This window comes from Candidatus Bathyarchaeota archaeon (genome assembly GCA_026014735.1).
Lineage (GTDB): Archaea > Thermoproteota > Bathyarchaeia > Bathyarchaeales > Bathycorpusculaceae > Bathycorpusculum.
In genome coordinates, this window is sequence record JAOZHT010000004.1 from 65,646 (window position 1) to 86,228 (window position 20,583).

Annotated in this window: 21 protein-coding genes and 1 rRNA gene; 14 read left to right on the forward strand and 8 right to left on the reverse strand. The window is 52.3% G+C overall.

The features are described 5' to 3' along the window. The first annotated feature begins 95 nt into the window (after nucleotides 1-95). From NWE93_12890 to NWE93_12900, 3 genes are all read left to right on the forward strand, one after another. Nucleotides 96-908: a hypothetical protein gene (locus NWE93_12890; GenBank protein MCW4001123.1), complete on the forward strand. Its 813-nt coding sequence runs from the start codon at nucleotides 96-98 to the stop codon at nucleotides 906-908. Then, nucleotides 890-1,732, forward strand: a complete 843-nt coding sequence (locus tag NWE93_12895; protein MCW4001124.1) for a hypothetical protein — start codon at nucleotides 890-892, stop codon at nucleotides 1,730-1,732. Before NWE93_12890 ends, NWE93_12895 begins: the two co-directional genes overlap by 19 nt. Nucleotides 1,733-1,838: 106 nt before the next feature. Further along, entirely contained in the window at nucleotides 1,839-2,429 is a 591-nt protein-coding gene (locus NWE93_12900; GenBank protein ID MCW4001125.1) for a hypothetical protein, read from the forward strand. Between the two features lie 91 nt (nucleotides 2,430-2,520). Here NWE93_12900 and NWE93_12905 read toward each other — a convergent pair whose 3' ends face one another. Further along, complete coding sequence (locus tag NWE93_12905; protein ID MCW4001126.1) at nucleotides 2,521-3,135, reverse strand: hypothetical protein; 615 nt, start codon at nucleotides 3,133-3,135, stop codon at nucleotides 2,521-2,523. Between the two features lie 154 nt (nucleotides 3,136-3,289). Here NWE93_12905 and NWE93_12910 point away from each other — a divergent pair, with 154 nt between their 5' ends. After that, on the forward strand, nucleotides 3,290-3,658 hold the full coding sequence (locus tag NWE93_12910) for a hypothetical protein (protein ID MCW4001127.1): 369 nt from the start codon (nucleotides 3,290-3,292) through the stop codon (nucleotides 3,656-3,658). Nucleotides 3,659-3,690: 32 nt separating this feature from the next. On the opposite strand, the gene ilvD is transcribed toward NWE93_12910, so the two are convergent. Further along, complete coding sequence (gene ilvD, locus NWE93_12915; GenBank protein ID MCW4001128.1) at nucleotides 3,691-5,322, reverse strand: dihydroxy-acid dehydratase; 1,632 nt, start codon at nucleotides 5,320-5,322, stop codon at nucleotides 3,691-3,693. A gap of 185 nt (nucleotides 5,323-5,507) precedes the next feature. Here ilvD and rrf point away from each other — a divergent pair. The 4 genes from rrf (at nucleotide 5,508) to NWE93_12935 (ending at nucleotide 8,144) form a co-directional block, all read left to right on the forward strand. Continuing rightward, nucleotides 5,508-5,627: ribosomal RNA gene (gene rrf, locus NWE93_12920) — 5S ribosomal RNA — on the forward strand. Between the two features lie 101 nt (nucleotides 5,628-5,728). Next, on the forward strand, nucleotides 5,729-6,049 hold the full coding sequence (locus tag NWE93_12925; protein MCW4001129.1) for a cupin domain-containing protein: 321 nt from the start codon (nucleotides 5,729-5,731) through the stop codon (nucleotides 6,047-6,049). 118 nt (nucleotides 6,050-6,167) lie between these two features. Next, nucleotides 6,168-7,655 carry a 2-isopropylmalate synthase gene (locus NWE93_12930; protein MCW4001130.1) on the forward strand — a complete coding sequence of 496 codons (1,488 nt, stop codon included), beginning with the start codon at nucleotides 6,168-6,170 and terminating at the stop codon, nucleotides 7,653-7,655. Between the two features lie 132 nt (nucleotides 7,656-7,787). Further along, the gene (locus NWE93_12935) at nucleotides 7,788-8,144 is read left to right on the forward strand and encodes a hypothetical protein (GenBank protein MCW4001131.1); all 357 of its coding nucleotides are present in this window, start codon (nucleotides 7,788-7,790) and stop codon (nucleotides 8,142-8,144) included. Here the strand turns inward: NWE93_12935 and NWE93_12940 are convergent. Further along, nucleotides 8,141-9,088, reverse strand: a complete 948-nt coding sequence (locus NWE93_12940; protein MCW4001132.1) for a TIGR03560 family F420-dependent LLM class oxidoreductase — start codon at nucleotides 9,086-9,088, stop codon at nucleotides 8,141-8,143. The two genes, NWE93_12935 and NWE93_12940, sit on opposite strands and share 4 nt — an antisense overlap. A gap of 305 nt (nucleotides 9,089-9,393) precedes the next feature. Between NWE93_12940 and NWE93_12945 the strand changes: the two genes are divergently transcribed. Further along, nucleotides 9,394-9,879 carry a hypothetical protein gene (locus tag NWE93_12945; protein MCW4001133.1) on the forward strand — a complete coding sequence of 162 codons (486 nt, stop codon included), beginning with the start codon at nucleotides 9,394-9,396 and terminating at the stop codon, nucleotides 9,877-9,879. Nucleotides 9,880-9,923: 44 nt separating this feature from the next. Here the strand turns inward: NWE93_12945 and NWE93_12950 are convergent, their stop codons facing one another. Continuing rightward, nucleotides 9,924-11,273: a HAMP domain-containing histidine kinase gene (locus tag NWE93_12950; protein MCW4001134.1), complete on the reverse strand. Its 1,350-nt coding sequence runs from the start codon at nucleotides 11,271-11,273 to the stop codon at nucleotides 9,924-9,926. A gap of 261 nt (nucleotides 11,274-11,534) precedes the next feature. On the opposite strand from NWE93_12950, the gene NWE93_12955 reads away from it, so the two are divergent. Beyond that, nucleotides 11,535-12,554 (forward strand): isocitrate/isopropylmalate dehydrogenase family protein, encoded by a 1,020-nt coding sequence (locus tag NWE93_12955; GenBank protein ID MCW4001135.1) that lies wholly within the window; start codon nucleotides 11,535-11,537, stop codon nucleotides 12,552-12,554. A gap of 18 nt (nucleotides 12,555-12,572) precedes the next feature. On the opposite strand, the gene NWE93_12960 is transcribed toward NWE93_12955, so the two are convergent. Together NWE93_12960 and NWE93_12965 are read right to left on the reverse strand one after the other, a co-directional pair. Beyond that, nucleotides 12,573-13,826, reverse strand: coding sequence for a cation transporter (locus NWE93_12960; protein MCW4001136.1), 1,254 nt, complete (start codon nucleotides 13,824-13,826; stop codon nucleotides 12,573-12,575). 213 nt (nucleotides 13,827-14,039) lie between these two features. Beyond that, on the reverse strand, nucleotides 14,040-14,912 hold the full coding sequence (locus NWE93_12965; protein MCW4001137.1) for an alpha/beta hydrolase: 873 nt from the start codon (nucleotides 14,910-14,912) through the stop codon (nucleotides 14,040-14,042). A 204-nt stretch (nucleotides 14,913-15,116) separates the two neighbouring features. Between NWE93_12965 and NWE93_12970 the strand changes: the two genes are divergently transcribed. Genes NWE93_12970 through NWE93_12980 form a run of 3 tightly spaced genes read left to right on the forward strand, consistent with a single transcriptional unit; the run spans nucleotide 15,117 to nucleotide 17,753 of the window. Then, nucleotides 15,117-16,619, forward strand: a complete 1,503-nt coding sequence (locus tag NWE93_12970; protein ID MCW4001138.1) for a homocysteine biosynthesis protein — start codon at nucleotides 15,117-15,119, stop codon at nucleotides 16,617-16,619. A gap of 4 nt (nucleotides 16,620-16,623) precedes the next feature. Then, entirely contained in the window at nucleotides 16,624-17,058 is a 435-nt protein-coding gene (locus NWE93_12975; protein MCW4001139.1) for a 4Fe-4S dicluster domain-containing protein, read from the forward strand. Further along, complete coding sequence (locus tag NWE93_12980; GenBank protein ID MCW4001140.1) at nucleotides 17,055-17,753, forward strand: UPF0280 family protein; 699 nt, start codon at nucleotides 17,055-17,057, stop codon at nucleotides 17,751-17,753. Before NWE93_12975 ends, NWE93_12980 begins: the two co-directional genes overlap by 4 nt. Here NWE93_12980 and NWE93_12985 read toward each other — a convergent pair. After that, entirely contained in the window at nucleotides 17,740-17,928 is a 189-nt protein-coding gene (locus NWE93_12985; protein ID MCW4001141.1) for a glycine zipper family protein, read from the reverse strand. The genes NWE93_12980 and NWE93_12985 overlap by 14 nt on opposite strands. Continuing rightward, nucleotides 17,925-18,386, reverse strand: coding sequence for a helix-turn-helix domain-containing protein (locus NWE93_12990; protein ID MCW4001142.1), 462 nt, complete (start codon nucleotides 18,384-18,386; stop codon nucleotides 17,925-17,927). Before NWE93_12990 ends, NWE93_12985 begins: the two co-directional genes overlap by 4 nt. A 166-nt stretch (nucleotides 18,387-18,552) precedes the next feature. Between NWE93_12990 and NWE93_12995 the strand changes: the two genes are divergently transcribed. Beyond that, nucleotides 18,553-20,235, forward strand: a complete 1,683-nt coding sequence (locus NWE93_12995) for a hypothetical protein (GenBank protein ID MCW4001143.1) — start codon at nucleotides 18,553-18,555, stop codon at nucleotides 20,233-20,235. Nucleotides 20,236-20,583: the final 348 nt, after the last annotated feature.

Sequence of the window (20,583 nt, forward strand, 5' to 3'; positions counted from 1 at the left end):
TGGGCTTGTCAATAAACCTGGACTAACCCTTGTCAAGAAACCTATACAAAAACGCTTTAATGCAAAACCAAACCCACAATTTCTCAGGGACAGCCATGAGCAGAACCATCGCCTTCGCACTCATAGCGGTTTTAGTAGCCTCGAGTTTAGTGATTGCTGGGCCGGTTTCGGCTCAGACCCTCAAACCCGAGGTAAATGAATTTCGGCTCCAATACGTTGACAGCTCATATGATGTTGCGCCTTCCCCCACATTCACCAAAGACCTCTATACCGGCGAAACAATAACCACAACTATTCCAGGTTACCGTGTTGAGAATAAATCGATTGTGGCGACAATAAAGAATCCGTCTGGTGTTGATGCATATAATTTCAGGTGGAAACCACACAACGAAAGCCGCTGGTATTACCACCCCTTTGACACTGAGGCTGACCAAACTCCTTCTTTATCCGCATCTGGCTTCAGTGGTCCTCCAGCATACGCCTCTGACTCAGAATACACTGTAATTACGGTAATTTCGGTAAACCACATTTCGGGCGCCCTAGATGTCCAAGTGCAGGCACTTTACGGCGATTACCGCGCCACGCATAACACGCCTATACAAATTTTTGAAGGTGATTTCTATGATTACTACTTTGATGGCCAAGCAAGCTACTGGAGCCAAACCGAAACAATAGACACAACTAACGGCCAAACATACATAACTCCTACATCAGCCCCAAAGGATGAACCAACCACAACAGCAACCGCAACTCCCAGCGAGAATTCAACAGCACCGCCGACTCAAGTTACTGCTGAATCGGGTGTTGTGTTCGAGCTTAACGGGGAAGATGTCGCGCTTGTATCTGCTCTTGCAGTGATTACTGTTCTGGCGGCTGCCTTGGTACTTTTATGGAGAAAAAGAAAATGACAGGGCACCGAAGAGCACTTGGCTTAATTCTTATCCTTGCCTTATCCAGTGTTGTTACACTGCAACCGGCTGTATGCACAACAACAAAACTTGCCACTCCCGAAGTTTCAGTAAGATACATTGATTGTTCATACGATTCACCCGCATATTCTACTATTGACCCCTATACTGGACAAACCATCGAAGTCCCTTCAATGCATGTGGAAAACCGAACGCTACAATTTACTATAAAGAGATCCATTTCGACGGAAACCGGTCAACTGTACTATGTTATCCGTATGAAAGGACACTTTTCCGAGAATTGGACAGGCATCTACAAAGGATGGGTTAATAGTTCAAGCCCAGAGCTTACCCTTTGGACATTTTCAACCTTGAGAGGACAGGACTTGCCGGGGCAATCAGGATACTTTTATCGAGGCGGCGAAAGCTTCTTTGTTCCCTCTGAAGGGCAATTGGATTTTCAGGTTAAAGCGGAAACATGGGGCGAAGTTATGGCAACGCCTTCAGCTACAGACCCATTCGGAGGATCAAGAACAACTATGTTTGGAGAAAGCGACTGGAGCAGCATCAATACAATAGACTTGGTTACCGGCGAAGCCCACGTAACACCTACGGTGACACCCACGGCTACACCCACTCCAACGGCAACTGCACCCCCAACAGAATGCTCAACGGCAACTCCAACTCAAGTAATTACTGAATCAACTGTTGCGTTCGAACTTAGCTGGAAAGACATCGCGCTTGCAGCGGCTTGCACAGTGATTGCTGTTTTGGCGGCGGCATTGTTGCTTTCACATAGAGGAGGCACCAAAAAGAATGCGTAAGGTATGCTCGTTAGCTCTTGTCGCTATCTTGGTGGTGTCAAGTCTGCTTTGGGCTGGATTCGCATCTGCACAAACAATTCCTACGCCGTCGGTTCCGCAGTTTACTGTGCATGTCAACGAAGATGGCAGCACGGTCATCAAAATACTAAACCAGCAAATACCCCAAAATAACGCTCTGTATTATCAGGTACGCACAAAAGATCACAATTCCAACGATTGGATGCTTATTGAAGTTTATACTGTTTATGACTCGGGATTTTGGCAAAGAGAACCGTACCGACGGGCGCTTTCTGGGGAGTACACTACTTTGACGATTAGTACAGAAGTAAAGCAGGAGTTTCAGGTTCAAGCATTTGTTGGACTTGTTACATCACACAACGACCACGCACTCGACCTGTTTAGCGCCCTGACAACCTTCACTTTTAGCGGCGAAAGTAGCGGATGGAGCCCTACCCAATCAATCGACGGCAAAGTTATCCAATCTGACCCAACACAACCACCTACCCAGCAACCTTACAGTCCATCATCAACTCCGCAGCCGCAAGCACCACAAGAAACACTCTCAACAGCGGGGTTTGAGCGTCTTTTTCTGGAAAATATTGATTGGCAGAACGTAGCCTTGGCCCTTTTAACTGCTGCAGTTGCGGTTTTGGCGGTTGGTATGGTGGCGTTGTGGCGTAGGTTGCCCAAAAAGTAGGCTTTTGCTTTAAATAAGGGGAGGGAGGTCTCTGGGGCAGCAACAGAAGCGCCGCCTATACAGAAAGAAAAGGTGACAGAGCCGAGAAGCACTAAGCCGTCTGGTTTAGCCACTCGGCCAATGTTACTTGGTTGGTGTTGCCGACTTTCTCCAGCGAAACCATACCGCGTTCTGAAAGCCGTGCTAGGATGCGGTGGGTTTTTAGGCGGCTGAGGCCCGTTTCGGCTTTGATGTATTTCTGCAGGTATTTGCCGTCATGGGCTTTGAGGACCTCGATGACTTGGCGTTCCTCGTCGGTGAGGGTTTTGGAAACCGATTCATACGCTAAACCTCCGTTGCCTACAGCGCCAGTTAGTGTGGCGGGCGGCTGAGGGGCTGCTCCGATGCGGATTTGGGGGTAAACCAAGTAGTAGGTTACTCCGATTACCGATAGGATGGTGATGCCGATGATTACTGCGAATAGGACGCCGAAGTATGGTAGCCAACTGGCGGCTGCGGTTGCCGTGGGGGTCTGCGTCGCGCCGTTGTGATTCATCATTGAACCATGGCCGTTGACGCTGCTGCTGGCGTTGCCGCCCCACATCTGGCCCATCCATCCGGTGGGGTTCTGCTGGGTGGAGAAGACTGCAAAGCCGATGGCTGTTGCGACTATGAGGGCTGCTATGGCGGTTATCAGTAGGATCAGAAACAGGTTAACTCTCTTCATTTTATATCTAAATTAGACTCATCACGGCGGGATTTAAGCATTCCCCGCAGAACCCAGCCAACACCCCAAGAAACGTTTCAAAAAACCGTTTCAAACCCGTTTCAGCCAACATCCAAACCACCCCAACCCCAGTATATCTTGTGAGGTGAAAAAAATGAACCTAAAACTCATCCTCGCACTCATCACCATAGCAACAGTCGCAACCGCAGCCGTCGGCCTCGCAGCAGCCCAATTCGGCGCCAACCAAACCCCCTACACAAACACAGCAAACCAGCAACCCTGCCTAACAGGCCCCAGCAACCAAACTCAAGTAAACTGCATCAACGGCACAACAGGCCAACCATACTGCAATCAAACCTGCACCGCAGCGGGCAACTGCTACGGCTGTGGCAGTGGCCAAGGATGCCAAGAAAACAGCTGCGCCAACAGCTACGGCTACGGTTGCGGTGAACAAACCCAGAACCAGCAGCAGACGCGCTTTGGCGATGAAAGAAACGGATGGGGTTGCGGAGGCTGCCGATAAACTGGGCAGCAACCAAACCCATACCCCCAATTTTATTCTATACTTGTGGGCTTGTAGCGACTAAGGATTCCTCTGCTGAATTTTGGCGCGCGGGGTTTCCAAGCTGCCAACCGCTCCGCCAGTTCTTTGTCGGATAACTCCACTTTCAGGATGCGCATTGGTATGTCGATGGTTATGGTGTCGCCGTCTTTGAGAGCCGCGATGGGTCCGCCCTCGAAGGCTTCAGGCGCCACGTGTCCGATGCTGCCGCCGCGGGTTGCTCCGCTGAATCGGCCGTCCGTGATTAGGGCAACGGATTCGGAGAGGCCCATGCCTGCGATAGTGGCGGTTGGGAAAAGCATTTCGGGCATGCCGGGTCCGCCGCGTGGTCCCTCGTAGCGGATGACGACGACGTCGCCTGCCTTGATTTTGCCGCCCCTGATTGCGGCGAGCGCTTCAGATTCGGAGTCAAAGACTTTAGCGGGTCCCCTGTGACGCATCATCTTCTCGGATACACCGGCTGATTTGATAACTGAGCCCTTCGGCGCCAAATTGCCCGTCAAGATGGCTATGCCGCCTTCCTTATGCACCGGATCAGAGAGGGATCGGATGACGTTGCGGTCAAGCACCACTGCATCCTTGATGTTCTGGCCCACAGTCTTTAGCGATACAGTCGGCGCATCTAGGCTAAGCTGCTCTTTGATTTCAGCCATCACCGCCGGGACACCGCCTGCAGCATCCAAGTCCTCCATCGCATAGATGCCGCTTGGAATCATGCTGCATAAATGCGGGGTTTTTCTGCCTATTTCATCAAACGCTGACAGCGGAAGAGACACACCGGCTTCTTTTGCTATAGCGGGCAGGTGCAGGGTGGTGTTGGTTGAGCCGCCCAGCGCCATATCCACGGCGATGGCGTTTTCAAAAGCCGCTTTGGTAAGTATCTTGGAGGGTTTAAGGTCGGCTTGGATGAGTTTAACGATTTGTTTACCCGTTGCCCGTGCCAAGCGAAGTTTAAAAGCGCTGGTCGCCAGAGACGTAGCGCAGTAGGGCAGCGAGAGGCCGAGCGCTTCGGTGAGGCAAGCCATGGTGTTGGCGGTGAACATGCCGCTGCAGCTTCCGCAACCTGGACACGCATTGGTTTCCAATTCGAGGAGTTCAGCCTCAGTCATTTTTCCCATGGCAACTTGGCCAAATGTGGCTTCAGGCATGCTGGCGTAGCTGACTTTTTTGCCGCGGTGGCGTCCAGCAGCCATCGGGCCTCCGGTAACCATGATGGCGGGGATATCCACCCGTGCGGCTGCCATGAGCATGCCGGGGGTGATTTTGTCACAGTTAGAAATCATAACCAGGCCATCGAGGCTGTGGGCCTGCAGCATAATCTCCACGGAGTCAGCGATGACTTCGCGGCTGGGTAGGCTGTAGCGCATGCCGATGTGTCCCATGGCGATGCCGTCGCATACCGCGATGGTGCTGAATTCGAAGGGTGTGCCGCCTGCGGCCAGGATGCCTTCTTTGACTGCTTCTCCGATGGTGCGGAGGTGTATGTGTCCGGGGACTATGTTGGTGTAGCTGTTGGCGACGCCGATAAGGGGCTTGGCGAGGTCGTCGTCTTGGAGTCCCAGTGATTTCAAAAGAGCGCGGTGGGGCGCTTTTTCGGTTCCGGTTTTAATTTGGTCACTTTTCAAGTTGTATGCCTCAACTGTGGCTGATGAGAACTATTTGGCATGGGTTGCTGTTAAGTTTTTTTACGCGTCAATCCAGCTTTGGCTATGCCGACTATCAAACGTATCCATTCAAATGACCGATAAACTAACAAATCCCGCTAAGCCAAAAACAACACATATAAGCCTCAACGTACAGTTACTGCAGGTTTGCCGGTCAAAGGGCACGGGTTCCACCTGATCCCATACCGAACTCAGAAGTTAAACCGTGTTCCGTTCCCAGCTGTAGTGTGGTCTTAGGCCACGTGAACCTGGGAAAGCTGGCAGCACCTACTTATCCTATCGCAAATGCAGCCCGGACCCGTTTTTGCCAGCAATCCCTTATTTGTCAGGGGTAACCCTAAACTGTGCTGACGCCTGTCATTTAGCTATGAAAATCGTTAAGGTACATGATGCTGAGTCCGTCCAAAACGCACATGGCGTGGACGCCCGAAAAATCTACGCGTCCCCCAACGCGGAAGTCATCCATATGGCGCTGCAGCGGGATGAAGCGCTTAAGCGGCACACAACCCCCGTGAACGTTTTCTTCTATATCCTTGAGGGCAAAGGCGTAGTGGAAGTCGGCGACCAAGCCACCGAAGTAGAGAAGGACACCATAATTGATAGCCCAAAAGGTATTCCGCATCTTCTCCGAAACACCGGCGAGGACGTCTTTAGGTTTCTCGTAGTGAAGTTGCCGAAAACCGCTTAGCCCTTGAGTTCACAGCAAAGGTCACACACCATAATTTTTATATCTCTGCTTGACGGTGAAACTTGAAGAGTTGACTATACAATGGGGTATTGCTTTATTCAACCGCTTCCCTAAAACCGTGAAATTTTTAGACACCACCCTGCGGGATGGTGAACAAACACCCGGAGTATCTCTTGTCCCAGAAAACAAACTGCGAATAGCCCAAAGGCTCGACGAACTCGGCGTAGACGTGATTGAAGCCGGATTCGCCGCGGTATCCGAGGGTGAATTAGCCTCGATCAGCGCCATCGCTAAACAGGGGCTGCGAGCCGAAATTAGCAGTGCAGCAAGAGGCACACGGGGCGACATCGACGCCGTCCTGAAAAGCGGCGCATCCACCATCAGCATGATCATACCCACCTCGGATTTGCATATCGAATGCAAACTCCGCAAGACCCGCGAGCAGGTTCTTAAGATAACTGAGGAATGTGTAGGCTACGCTAAAGCCCACGGCTTAACTGTGGAGCTACTCGCCGAGGACGCCACCCGCAGCGACATAGATTACCTCATCAGGGTTTTCCAGACTGCGGTTTCCGCTGGATGCGACCGAGTCACCCCCTGCGACACCGTCGGCTACCTCACACCGGAGCGAACCGTAGAATTCTACACTAAACTGCGGGAAAACGTTAAGGTGCCCATGGGCGTGCACTGCCATAACGACTTCGGCATGGCAGTCGCCAACTCGGTAGCGGCGCTGGGCGTAGGCGTCGAGGAGTGCCATGCAACCATCAATGGCCTTGGCGAACGCGCAGGCAACGCGGCGCTTGAGGAAATCGTGGTGGCGCTACGCACCTTCTACAAGCTGGAGCTTGGCATCAAAACCGAGTTGCTCTACGGCACCAGCCAACTCGTATCTCGGCTAACTGGCGTGTATACGCAGCCCAACAAAGCCGTTGTCGGCGAGAACGCCTTCACCCACGAAAGCGGCATCCACACCCAGGGCGTCTTGGCGAATCCATTAACGTATGAGCCGATTGCCCCTGAACTGGTAGGCTGCACACGCCGCATCGCACCCGGCAAGCACAGCGGCAGCAACGCCATCCGCGCGGACCTCACCAACATGGGCCTTAAACCCAGCGAAGACCAGTTCCGCGACATCATGCAGCGCATAAAAGAGCTAGGCGACAAAGGCAAAACAGTCATGGACGCCGACGTCCTCGCCATCGCTGAAACCGTAATGGGGCTAGGCGGCGAGAAACCCATAGTGCTCGAGGAGATGACCTATGTGGGAGGAAACAAAGTCACCTCGACGGCTTCCGCCAAAATCAAGCTTAACGGCAAAGAAGTCTGGGGCAGCGGCATCGGCGTGGGCCCCGTGGACGCAGCCATAAACGCAGTCAAAGATGCATTGAAAGAAACCGAGCCCATAACGCTTGAGCAGTACATGGTTAAAGCCATCACCGGCGGCACCGACGCCATGGTTGAGGTGGTTGTGCATATGCGTAAGGGCAGCCGAACCGTCAAGGCATTGGGCGTACGCGAGGACATCGTGAAAGCCAGCATCGAAGCAGTCATCTCAGGCATGAACGTGCTTAAAACCGACTACAACGGCAAACAAAAACCCTAAGCCCCCCTCCTTGGCTGCTGTTGCTTGTGGTTGTGCCTAAGCTACAGCTAAGGCTTTTAGCGCCAAACCCGCTGTCTACATAGTGACCTGCCCAAAGGGCAACCCTATTTTCTGATTTTACAGGTGACACATGTGGTTTTGGCTTCTGTTGAAGGACTAGAGATGCAAGCCCGCCAAATCCCAAGGCGCCAACTCGCCGCGGCATGGCAAAAACTAAGCGCAAAACCGCTGCCCAAAATCAAAGCACTCCAAGTCAGCGACGCCGACTTCAACCATGTTCTGGCGCATCGCCGCTGCCCAGAGGATGACCAACGCGAAATCGAGGAGTGGGGCCACCTGCTCACGGTCCAGGGCACCGACGCCTGCGTCTTTTGCGGCGAGGCAGCCGACGGCGCAGACTACGTTATGCTGATTCGCCAGAGCCCCTACCATAGCCTACAGGAAATCATCAGCCACGAACTGGCGCATATCGCGCGGGGCGACCTCTAACGCAGCTGGGCGGCAGCTTGACTAAACAGCCGCAGGCTTTCAAGGCAGGGTAAGTCGGCGAAGTAGAGCATAAAATAAGTCACACCCAAATCCAAGTAAGCCTGTAAGCGCGTAATGCAGCCCTCGGGCGTTGCAGCCAACGTGTATCGCTCATATTCCTCATGCGTGGTGCCTTTGGGCCTATGTAGCTTAACCTTCGCATCTACTTCCCGTTGTGTTTGAGCCATCAGAACCTGCCCGCTTGGCCAGCAGGACCGCTCAATCGCCCCGAAGTCCCTGCCGACTTCTCTGCAGAGCCGCTCCAGAACAGCCAGCTTGCGCCGGTACTCCTCAAGGGGCAAGTATCCCCAGTCAAAGCGGTCAGCGTAGCGGGCAGCTATGGGCAGGGTGTGTTTTTTGCCGTTTCCTCCCACGATGAGGGGCGGATGCGGCTTCTGCTGGGGTTTGGGCTGGCAGACGGCGCCGTTTAGATGGTAGTGTCTGCCCTGGTAGCTGGCGGTTTCTTCCGTCCAGAGCCGAGTGATTATTTCCAATGACTCCGCCAGTTGCTCGGCGCGGACTCTGGGTTTGGGGTAGCCGAAGCCGTAGGCAAGGTGTTCCTTCTCCTGTACACCCGAGCCTAACCCCAGCTCGAGGCGTCCCCCCGAAATTACGTCAAGGGTGGCGGCGGCTTTAGCAAGCAACGCGGGGTTGCGGTGTGCAGTGCAGGTAACCATCGTGCCTAATCGGATTTTGCTGGTTTGGGCAGCCAACGCGGAGAGGGTGGTCCAGCATTCCAGAATCGGCGTGTCTCCATACATGAGGTGGTCGTCTAGCCAGACGGAGTCGTAGCCGAGCCTCTCGCATTCCAGGGTTATGGTTTGGAGCTGCTGGTAGTGCTCTTTGGCTGTTTTGGCTTGGAAGCCGTAGAAGGGCAGAAACACACCGAATTTAAGCCTACCCAAATAGCCCACCAGTGCTTTATGTATTGGAGGCTGGCGGTATTAGGTTTTAGGTTGCGATATGTTTGATGGATTACAGGAACTGCGGCTCTATGGATTTACCGGCGGGGGTTGCTTGTTTGTGCGTCTTGTCCATCGGGGCCGGATAAGTCAAAGTTGCAACGATAACAGGGAAGTATTAAAAGCCGCCATACAAATGTAGAAAAAAATGGTTAAAACCGCATTTCCAAACATGAAAAAGTCCAGAGCGATAAGATAAGTAATTATAATTCTAAAACAATTTTTTAGACACCCACCGTGATAGCTCCATGCCTGCAGATAAGCCGCCTTCTATATTCGACTTGATGAATGAAGACGAGGCAGCGGTAAGCGAGGAAGAAGAAAGGAAACAGCGGCGAAAGGAGCTTTTAGAACCCACCGGCGTGCAGGAACTGTTTAAAGAAGGCAAAATCAGCATCAACAAATTCACCTGCGTGGGCGGACAATGCAAACTCTGCATCCAAAAATGCCCCACCAACGCGCTCTACTGGGGGACCGGCGAAGTCGGCATCATCGATGACCTCTGTGTTTACTGCGGCGCATGCGTCGCGAACTGCATGGTAGATGACTGCATCAAAATCGAGCGCACCCGAGAAAACGGGGAAAATGAGAAATTTGGAAAAGTATCCGACATCATTAAGCTGCAGGAAAAGAATAACGCCAAGAAGCGTTTTATGCGGGTAAAGTCGAATGCGGCGATTCTTCGGCGAAAATACAAACCCAAATACGTCAGCGCCGAATGCAGCTCGCCATAAACAGCTGAAGATTAGAAAGCAGGTCAGCCCAAACTAGAACACAGCTAACTGGCAGCCCTGAAATCTTGGGGTAACATCACCGTGACTTCAGTGCCCTTGCCCAAGACGCTGTGGGCAATGATTTGTCCCCCGTGTGCTTCCACAAAACGCTTGCTGACGGCTAAGCCGAAACCCATGCCCTGGGCTTTGGTTGTAAACAGGGGCGTCCAGAGTTTAGCTAAGGTCTCTTCAGTCATGCCAGCGCCTGTATCCTGGAAGCTGAAAACAACTTGGCCGCGGCTTTTTCTGCTTTTGATGGTTAATTTTCCGCCGCTGGGCATGGCGTCGAAGGCGTTCTTGATTATAGCGGCAAACGCCCGCTGAATCTTCAGGTCGTCAACTGTCAACTGCGGCTGAGGCGCTGTTTGATTCACTATTTCGATGTTGACGGGGGGCTTGAGTTGGCTGAGAGTTTTCGAGGTTAACGCCGCGGGGTTGGTCGAGAACGGCATTAAAGTGATAACCTGCGAGTACTCGACTAAATCATTAACGATTTTGTCAGCCCGCAAGATGCAGTCATCGATTTCATTAAGCATCTCTAAGCAGACGGGATCGGCTTTCTCTTTAGCATGCGACTTTAGGTAGTGGGTGGCGCCCATGATGCCCTGCAGGGGGTTGCGTAAATCGTGCCCAATGATGCCTGCGAGTTCACCGATGGCGGCTAGCCGTTCTGCCTTAAGCAGCTTAGCCTCCATCACCTTAAGGTTATGGTTTGCCTCATCGAGTTTTTTTTCCAATATAATAAAAGACGGCAAACTGCTGGGGTTCACGTTTTCGGGCCTATAAAACATCAAGCCGATGAAAACTACGCCGAATAAAGCAAGAAGCACAGGGATATCAATAGAAGTCCCTAATCCTGCGACCAGCCCCTCAAAAAGGAAGCAGAGCGCAGCCATCAAAAAGTAAAGGTCAGCTGATGCATGACTCTTCAGGAATATGTACGTTAGAATCGGGATGGAGGTTGCCATAAACAGTATCGTCAGCGTAACTTGCACTATCGAGGGGAGCTGCAGGAAAAATGCAGCTGCTGAAGCCAATGTTCCACACATAAACGTGGCGAAGGGCACCTTAAAATCTTCCACTTTAAAGAGGCTGGATAACGCGGCGATGACAACCGCCAACGTTATGGGTAGAAAAAGCCAATTTGAGGAGGGAAAAAACGGTGTTGCACCTATGCTTTCGATAAATGGGTTGTAGAAGCTAAAGGCAGATACAAAAATGCCTATGGTAAAAACCAGTTTCCGCTTGTTTCTATCTTTAAAGTACTGACAGGCGAGGATACAGGAGAGCAGAAGCCAAGCAACCAAGGGAATTAGCAGAAAAACGCTGTCTTTTAACGCCTCATACATCACCATTCTTTGCTCCTGCCGATTGACGCTTTATGGCTGCCCAAGCTTATATTCTTCTTCTCCATTCAGGCACTTAGTGGTTTGTGCGTATAGCAAGTAACAGAAAACAGAGCAAAGCTAAAGCAGCCATACAACAGCCACCACGCACCATAAACCCCAAGCAGCAGCCTGCAACTTAACTAGACCCAAAACAAAAAGGCAAATCATCAACAGGAAAACAGATAAGGAAAAACATTATTCTACAGAAGCCACAAGGAAGAGACGTTTATGACTAAAACATACAGCATAGCCGCACTCAAAGGCGACGGCATCGGACCCGAAGTCACCGAAGCCACAGTCAAGGTTTTGGAGGCGGTGGAAAAGAAATCAGGTTTCAAACTCAACATACTCTACGGAGAAGCAGGCGCCCACTGCATCCCAGAGCACGGCACTAACCTGCCCAAGGAAACCGTTGAGCTCATCAAGCAGACCAACGCATGCCTCAAGGGCCCCATGACTACACCTGAGGAACCCGGTGCACCCGTCAGCGTCGCCGTCACGCTACGCCGTATGTTCGGCCTCTATGCAAACGTGCGTCCCTGCAAGACTTTCCCCAGCGTGGAATCCCTTAAACCCAACATCGACCTCGTCGTAGTCCGCGAGAACACCGAGGGCTTATACTCGGGCATGGAGTCGCTTCTGGCACCCGGCGTCGGCGTCGCGCTTCGCATAATCACTAAAGAGGCCTCCTTTAAGGTCGCTGACTTCGCGTTCAAGCTGGCGATGCAGCGCAGAAAACACCTCACCTACATCCATAAAGGCAACATTCTGCGGGTAACCGACGGCATCTTTAAAGACGCAGTTAAAGAAGCCCAGCAGAACTACCCCCAAGTTGAAGTGGATGACTTGCACATTGACGCAGCTACCATGCAGCTCATCAAGCAACCCGAAAAATACGATGTTATGGTCACCACAAACCTCTTCGGCGACATAATATCCGACGAAGCCGCACAGGTCACAGGCAGCCTCGGATTGGCAGCAGGAGCCAACATCGGCGCATCCTACGGCATGTTCGAACCCGTCCACGGCAGCGCACCAAAATACACGGGTTTGGACCGCGTTAATCCCATCGCAACCATCTTGGCGGGCGCTATGATGCTATTTTGGCTTGGTGAAAAGGCCGCTGCAAAGAAAATCGAGGACGCTGTAATCGCGGTGCTTAAAGAGGGCAAGGTGCGCACGCATGACTTAGGCGGGTCAAATAAGGGCAGCGAAATCACCGCCGCTATCGTTTCAAAAATCCATTAAACCAATCTTTCTTTCTTTTTAGAGTTCAGTTTCACGGTACCGTATGGTATCGATTGTGTCTTTAAGGAACGTTTTGCCCCGGCTGGTTAACGCATATTTGCCGTCAACTTGGGTCAGGTAGCCCTCGTCGAGCAGCGGCTTGATAAGCGCATCGAATTCCTCGTTGAAATCCATTCCGCGACCAACCGTGAACTCGTTGAAGACATCGGGCATATAGCTGGGGCGGAACGTTTTTTCCAGCGAATCAACAAGCTGGGTTTTAGTGTGGGCTTTCTCGTCTTGGATGGCGTAGAGTATCCAATTGCGGAAGTTGGCGCTGCGCCGCGTAGCAATTTGCTTTTCAAAGGGAATCTTGTATTTGGAAAGCTCTGGTTTTTCGCCCCGCATCGATTTTATGACTTCACGGGTTAAATCGATGCCGTCAAGTGTTATTCGAACCGCTATAAAGCCGCCTACAACTGCATCCACCCAGTAAACCCCAAATATTGTGGCGACGGCGCCAACGATGACGGCTGCTGAGGAGTACATACTGTTTTTGGAGTCAATCGACTGCGAAATCAACGCTAAACTCTGGCTTCTCCGCCCGACAAACCGCTGATAAATCGAAATCACCATCATCAACCCCAACGCTAAAAGCTCCACGATGACAACCACAAGGGGCAAGGTCATAGGCACAAAAGTGCCCTTCAAGTTTTCAAGGATGGATCCCGCCGAATCATAGAACAGCAAGGCGGCGGTGAAGAACATCAACCCCAAAATCGTTATGGTTCCCCATAGCTCACGTTTGAACCTTATCCCTGCCCAGACAATCGCCGAAGCCGCCGTATCCACAGTGGTGTCGGCGCCATCAGCAACTAAGCCAACGCTGCCCGTAAACAGCCCCACCAGCATCTTCAAAGCCGCCAAAAACACGTAGCCCACGGTGCAATTGCGTGCGGTGGCACTGGGACTGAGAAACTGGTTTTCTATGACAGCTGCGCCCCGCTCCATCTGCCATACGGTTTCCGCCGCTTTTGCCCTGCCGTCGTCAGTTAACTCGTATTTGGCATCGGAGTTAAGTTTGATCAGTTTGCTGCAGACCAGCCCCTCGCAGGCGTATTGAACCTTCGCGTAATCATCATGGCGCCTTTGGGCTCGGCTATGAAAAGTCACGGTCTGCAGCGCCGTCTTTTCCTCGATTTGCTGCAGGGTCTGGGCGCCTTCCTTATGCAAAATGAGCACTACGTACTCAGCTAAGTCGCCGCTGACTCTGCTCCGCTTCGTGCGCGCCATGGAGGTCAAGCAGATGTTTAAGCCTTCAGCTTTTAAGCCTGCCTGAAGAGGAAATACAAATTGTAAGCAATTATGCAGAAATTGGGGGACTGCAAAACGCCGTTAATCAGCAGGCAACGAAGAGCAAAGGCTAACCAAAGCACAGCCGCCGCATTAAAGAAAAGGGCGGAGCCGCCTTTTAGCGGCTAAAAAAACTAAGCCTATCAGAATTAACTAGGCTGCGGGCTGCATGGGCATAGTCTCCCTCTCAGGCGGGGGCAGTGTGCCCTCAATGAAGGCCAGCAGGTTCTCGTTAATCAGCTGCTTATGGGTAGTGCACATGCCATGCGGCGCCCCCGGGAACACTTTCAGCGTTGCTTCCTTAATGAGCTTAGCTGTCAGATACGCGTGGTCAGCAATCGGCACGATTTGGTCATCGTCGCCATGCAGAATAAGCGTGGGCACATCGATTCTCCCCAAGTCATCAGTGAAGTCGGTCTCCGAAAAGGCCTTGACACAATAGTAAACTGCGGGTAAACTCGCCATCATGCCTTCACGCCAGAACTCCTCGCGCACGCCCTCGGATACAGTTGCGCCTGGTCGGTTGTAGCCGTAAAACTGCATGCTTAGTTCCCTGAAGAATTGGCTGCGGTCAGCAAGAACAGATGCGCGAATCTGATCAAACGCTTCGAGGGGCAATCCATCGGGGTTGCCATCTGTTTTCAGCATCAGCGGAGGCACAGCACCTATCAGCACCACCTTCGCCACCCGATCGGTTCCATACCTGCCTATGTAACGTGCCACTTCGCCGCCGCCTGTGGAGTGCCCCACCAGAACCGCGTTTTTTAGGTGAAGCGCCTGCATTAACTCGTTGAGGTCATCGGCGTATGTGTCCATGTCGTTTCCAATCCAGGGCTGACTTGAGCGTCCGTGTCCCCGGCGGTCATGGGCTACGCAGCGGTATCCATGGGACGCCAGATAGAACATTTGGTCTTCGAATGCATCCGAGTTAAGGGGCCAACCGTGGCTAAAAACTACTGGTTGCGCATTGTAGCTGCCCCAGTCTTTGTAGAAGAGTTCCGCTCCATTTACAACAATTTTCGCCATCTAAAATCCTCGCCAACCACTAGGATCTTGTGCAATTTACAATTATGCTGCATCATGCTGTTGCAACATTTGAAGCGACACCCGATTCCTTAAGTTCCAACGAAGAGTTTTCTTTAAATTCGACTTTTTCCGTTTTTTCCAGAAAAATAGCAAATATTATATTGCCCCGCCGCCTTCTCGTTTGGCGTCAAGGGTAAGGCTACTTTGTCCAAGGAAGCGAATACTCGAACTATAGAAGAAATCAACCAAAAAATCCGCAGCGGCGACGCGCAGGTTTTAACCGCCGAGGAAATGAAGAAGCTTGTGGAAAGCAGCGGCGTAGAGGTTGCCTTCAAAGAAGTAGATGTGGTAACAACAGGCACGTTTGGCGCGATGTGCAGCAGCGGCGCAATCCTTAACCTTGGACACGCCGATCCACCGATAAAGATTGATCGGGCATGGATTAACGATGTCGCAGTGGGGCATCCTGGCGCAGCGGTGGATATTTTTGTCGGCGCCACGAACATGTCTGAGAAACATAACTTTGAGTATGGCGGAGGACACGTCATCTCGGATTTGGTAGCGGGTAAAGAAATGGATTTCCGTGCCACTGGAGCAGGCACTGACTGTTACCCCCGAACCTCCGTGCATACAACCATCACTAAAGAGGACCTTAACCAGTTTTATCTCATTAACTTCCGCAACTGCTACCAACGCTACAACTGCGCCGTGAACAGCAGCGACGAAACCATCTACACCTACATGAGTAAGCTGCTGCCCAGATTCAGAAACGCCACCTTCAGCGGCGCAGGCGAACTCAACCCGCTTATGAATGACCCTGACTACGAAACCATCGGTATGGGCACCCGCATCTTTCTAGGCGGCGGACAAGGATACGTCATCGGCGAGGGCACCCAGCATAGCCCCAAAGGCCAAGATGGCACCTTGATGGTTAAGGGCGACGCTAAGCAGATGAGCAGCGAGTTCCTGCAGGGCGCCAGCTTTAGCCGATACGGCACCAGCCTATACGTGGGCTTAGGCATCCCCATCCCAATCCTTAACGTGGGCTTAGCTAAAAAAACCGCCATACGCGACAGCGAAATCTTCACCAGCATCGTCGACTACAGCGTGCCTAGGCGAGACCGACCTAAATTTGGGCAAGTCAGCTACAAAGAACTTAAATCAGGCGCGATAACTGTCAACGGCAAAAAGGTACGCGTTAGCTCCCTTTCAAGCATAAAGATGGCAAAGAAAGTCTCCCGGACACTTAAGTCATGGATTGAAGAGGGCACCTTCACGTTAACCTCGCCCATCGAGCAGCTTCCGACAAACACGGTTTTTAAGCCGATGCGGCAAACCGAAGAAATCCCCTTCGTGGTAAGCGTTATGCATCCCGCGGTAACCTGCACTGAAGAGGAGGAAATCCGCGCCATCGCCGAACGCATAGTCACCAAATCCGTCAACCACATCGTCGTGGTGGATGGCGGCTGCAAACTCCGCGGCATCGTCACTTCATGGGACATCACCCGCGCCATGGCAGAGGGCAAAAAGGCGCTATCTGACATCGAAACCCACAACGTCTTCACCGCTAAACCCGACGAGCCCCTAGAGATCGCTTCGAAGCGTATGGCGCAGCACAGCATCTCAGCGTTGCCCGTGGTGGATATTGAGCGGCGGGTGCTGGGAATCATAACAGCGGAGGACGTGTCTAAACTCCTAGGACGGTAAATGTATGGGAAGAATTCTTATCCGATTCAACGAAGAACAGGTTTCCGAGCCCATCGCTTCACAAATCATCATCGAATACAAAGTGCCCATGGCGATTCTTTCTGCACACATAAACTCCAAAGGCGGCGAAATCCTAGCTGAAATCCCTGATGAGTCAGAGGAAAAAATCGTGGCTGCCTTCCGAAGACGAGGCGTCACAGTCTCGGTGCCTAAACTCGTCGAGGTGGATTCACAGAAGTGTTTTAGCTGCGGCAGCTGCATCGCGCTTTGCCCGGTTGAAGCCATCAGCCTCGACCAAGACTCCACCGTCGTGTTTGACAAGGAGAAATGTCTGGGCATCACCTGCAGCATCTGCGTAGACGCCTGCCCCGCCCGAGCCATAAAATCCCTCAAACCCAACGGCCCCAACGGAGCCAATAACAAGGAAAAACAAAGTTGAATCCGAACCTGCACAAAGAATGCTTCACCTACAAAGAGTCCCAGTGTACCCTGATCAGCGAGCAGCCAGAGGCGATAGAAGCAGCCAAAGCCTCCATCAAGCGCAGCTACCGTGAACTGGAGCTGTATGTGCGGTCAAACCCCAAGTTTCTGCATTCCCTTAAACCCCTAGCGGCGCCTCCTAAGCCGTTGGTGGCGCAGTTGATGGCGCAGGCAGCCCAGAAAGCCGACGTGGGCCCGATGGCGGCGGTTGCAGGAGCCATAGCCGACATAGCCGTAGCCGACATGCTCAAGGTGGGCTGCAACGTGGCGGTGGTGGAGGACGGAGGCGAAATCGCGGCGCAATCCAACCAGCCCATCGACATCGCAGTCGCAGCAGGCAACGAGCCCCTCTCGAGGCGCTTTGGCTTTCGCTTAACAGAGTTTCCCGCGGCGGTTGCAACGAGTTCGGGGCGTTTTAGCCATGCGTTTAGCTTTGGCGAGGCGGAGGCAGCAACGGTTTTCTGCAGAAACGCAGTTTTGGCGGATGCAGCCGCGACTGCGGCGGGTAATGCGGTGAAGGGGGAGACTCAAGCAGGGATTAAAGCTGGTATAGAGCGGGCTTTAGCTATAATGGGTGTTGAGGGCGTTATGATACTTTACAGAGGCGAAGTTGGCACTGCAGGCAAGATTCCCCAGATTATCAAAGTGACTTAGCATTTTTGTCGGCGGTGCTATTTTTTATTGAAGGCGCAAACAGCAGCCCAAACGCTGCGCCTAATGCTATCCCGAGGCTCATGTTGCCGAAAAAGCCGCCGATGACCGCGCCGAAAGCAGCTCCAAACACCAGTCCTAAACCAGCCAATGAAACCGTCTTTTGTTTCTGATTCATCCTTTCACCTCCTCAAACAGTTGCCATGTGGTGCCCGCGGCAATCAAAGCTAAGAAAGGCATAATGACCGCCCACAGGGCAATATCAACCTCCAGATACGCCGCTGCAACGATGCCTATTGCCCAGAGCAGCAGGTTACCAAGGGTTGCCCCCATGCGTTTTTTCTGGAACAGGACGATTTTGCCGTAGCTTGCGGTTTTAAGCAGCAGGTTGTAGGCGTCTTTTCCGATGGCGGTTAACTCGTATTTGCCATGTTTTTGGGTTATGAAAGGCGCCAGTTCACGAAGGTGATAGGAGAGTGTGGGGCTATCGGGGATTTTGCTGGAAGATAGTATATGCGTGAAGGTTACAGCGCGTTTTTCGCCTACTAAGCGAAGTATGTCGCGTCTTTTCTGGTTCTCAAGCGCCTTAAAGACATCTTGCTCGAGGTTATCGGATGTTTGGTTTTTCTCTGACATACTTTTCATCCTCAAAGATTCTATATTACAAGATGCAAATAAGATGGTTGGTGAAGGAATTTTTAGTAAAAAATTTTTTACTAACAAAGTCTTTGATGAGTGTGCGTAAATTTTGGTACGCCAATGCGTTTTCTTGCAATGAACCCTTAATGCTGGGTTGTCAGCCATGTCCCAAGAGACGGAGTCCCAAACATACCCAGCGGCGTCCATAGCCCACAAGCCAAACGGCGCTAATAAACAGCTTAGCCTAGACGACATTGCAGACACCTTCCAAGCGGTCACCTCCGACATCACCGACATCGGCAAACTAATCCAACAGGAACAAAACGAGGTAACCCAGTTTCTCTCTGCACTTAAAGCCTGCCTTTCGCCCCTGACAAGCCCCCTCGAGGTTTCCCTGCATGTACTCCCCCTCGAATTGGGTTTAGCTTCCCAAATACGCATCTACCCCAGCGGGCACCTGGCGGTATCCTTCATGAACGGGCACAGCGAGCTTTTGGACCTAAAAGAGGCAAGATACCGCGAAGTCATGATGAAGGTACTAGATGATGTTATGCCAAAACTGGAAGCGCTCATCCAGCAAGCAGCCGCCGGACAACTAATCAAAGACGTTGCCCCAGTTGCGCCTGTCGTTGAGGAGCCCCCAGCCGTTGAGGCTGCCGTGCCAGTCATCGAGCCAGCCGCGCCCCTGTTAGCTGAGCCTCTGCTGCCTTCGGAGGTCCCCGCTGAACCGCCGCTGCCTGCCCCCGTCGAGTTGCCGCTGCCGGTGGAGCCAGCCCCCATTGAGGAGCCGCAGACGGATTTTGACGCGGCGGGTTTGCTGGCGGAGCGTAACTTGGGGATTGAGTCGGTGGTGGCTGAGACGCTGGGTTATCTGGATTTACTGGGCGGGGAAGTGTTTGAGCAGGCGCCGGTGAGCCGCTACTTCGATGATTGGATGGTGAATCTGCGGCAGATCATCATGTCCTTTGAATCCAGCGAAGTCATCGGTGCAGATGAAGATTTTATGGCGCAGTACAACCGGATATTTGGGGAAATCGAGGAGGAATTGGCAAAACGCATCTCCAGCGAAGCAGACATGGAAGTTTCCCTCCGCACTTTGGTGGAGAATCGGTATCTGCTCAACAAAATCGATGAAGGCTACGCTGCCCAAAGCAAGGAACTGGTGGTAAAAGGAAAAAGCGCCATCGAGAACCTCATGCGCAGCATGCAAAGCATCGAGATGGAGCTTGCTGAGGCACAGCAGATTAAAACCAGCTACCGCCACCCCCTGCAGAAGATGGCTAAAGACCAGAAGGTCTCCGAATTAACTCAGAAGCTTAACGCGGCAAAGAGGAGGCTGGCTATGGCTGTTGGCAATTCCTCGGTGGATTCGGGGAAAAGCGGGGATATCGACGCTGATTTTGAGGTTCAAAGTCAAGAGCTATCCGAGAAGAGGCGCGTTGCCATGGAGTTACTGTCAGCCAACGTGAAGGAGTTGGAGGCTCAGATTGAGGAGTTCAAGAAAACCAAAACCAGCAACCCCATCCGCAGAGTGGCGATTCAGCAGCAGATATTTGAGGCTGAAGAAAAGCTGTTTGCGGCAAGGAAGCGGCTGGAGTTGGCGGAGCAGAACTCGTCGGCTGAGATGGAGCAGCTCCGTGCAGAGTACGAGCGCAAGAAGCAGGCTGCGTTGGGTAAGATGGCGAGTTTAGAGAAAGACATCGCCTCTAAAGCTGAAGATAACTCTGCGGGGGTGCGCAGGGAAGCGGCCAGGGCATTGGCGGAGGCGGTGAAGGCGTTGGAGCAGAGAAAACTCGCCGCGCCCATGCCAGGTCCACCGGAAGCGGAGCCTCAGCCCCCACAGTAGATAAGATTTTTTGCTTGTTCTGCTTGTGGCATATTGCACAACCAGTCTGCAATAAGCCTCAGCGCCCGACGCAGAAATGCATTGTTTTAGGCAACCCTTGGGTTGTTGTTGTGTAAAGAGGGGTCCCCCGCAACAACAACTATACAAAAAAACAATTAACGCCAGATTTTTTTAATCAACTGATATAGGCTCAAATCCGAAACGCTTATATTTAATAGAAGATGTCTGATTGCTCAGGTTCGAAGCATGTCCACCGCTAACACACTCCAAGGCAACGCAGTCCACCGCCGCAGCTTCGACTACGTCTTTTATTATTTCGGTTATTTTCGTTAAGCCCAGAACTGCAAA

What these genes read in the sequence shown, in the direction of transcription:
- NWE93_12905 (MCW4001126.1), bottom strand. Translation starts at nt 3,135, where the DNA reads ATGAAGAGAGTTAACCTGTTTCTGATCCTACTGATAACCGCCATAGCA.
- NWE93_12955 (MCW4001135.1), top strand. Translation starts at nt 11,535, where the DNA reads ATGACTAAAACATACAGCATAGCCGCACTCAAAGGCGACGGCATCGGA.
- NWE93_12890 (MCW4001123.1), top strand. Translation starts at nt 96, where the DNA reads ATGAGCAGAACCATCGCCTTCGCACTCATAGCGGTTTTAGTAGCCTCG.
- NWE93_12895 (MCW4001124.1), top strand. Translation starts at nt 890, where the DNA reads ATGGAGAAAAAGAAAATGACAGGGCACCGAAGAGCACTTGGCTTAATT.
- NWE93_12950 (MCW4001134.1), bottom strand. Translation starts at nt 11,273, where the DNA reads ATGGTGATGTATGAGGCGTTAAAAGACAGCGTTTTTCTGCTAATTCCC.
- NWE93_12995 (MCW4001143.1), top strand. Translation starts at nt 18,553, where the DNA reads ATGTCCCAAGAGACGGAGTCCCAAACATACCCAGCGGCGTCCATAGCC.
- NWE93_12945 (MCW4001133.1), top strand. Translation starts at nt 9,394, where the DNA reads ATGCCTGCAGATAAGCCGCCTTCTATATTCGACTTGATGAATGAAGAC.
- NWE93_12975 (MCW4001139.1), top strand. Translation starts at nt 16,624, where the DNA reads ATGGGAAGAATTCTTATCCGATTCAACGAAGAACAGGTTTCCGAGCCC.
- NWE93_12985 (MCW4001141.1), bottom strand. Translation starts at nt 17,928, where the DNA reads ATGAATCAGAAACAAAAGACGGTTTCATTGGCTGGTTTAGGACTGGTG.
- NWE93_12925 (MCW4001129.1), top strand. Translation starts at nt 5,729, where the DNA reads ATGAAAATCGTTAAGGTACATGATGCTGAGTCCGTCCAAAACGCACAT.
- NWE93_12990 (MCW4001142.1), bottom strand. Translation starts at nt 18,386, where the DNA reads ATGTCAGAGAAAAACCAAACATCCGATAACCTCGAGCAAGATGTCTTT.
- NWE93_12910 (MCW4001127.1), top strand. Translation starts at nt 3,290, where the DNA reads ATGAACCTAAAACTCATCCTCGCACTCATCACCATAGCAACAGTCGCA.
- NWE93_12960 (MCW4001136.1), bottom strand. Translation starts at nt 13,826, where the DNA reads ATGGCGCGCACGAAGCGGAGCAGAGTCAGCGGCGACTTAGCTGAGTAC.
- NWE93_12965 (MCW4001137.1), bottom strand. Translation starts at nt 14,912, where the DNA reads ATGGCGAAAATTGTTGTAAATGGAGCGGAACTCTTCTACAAAGACTGG.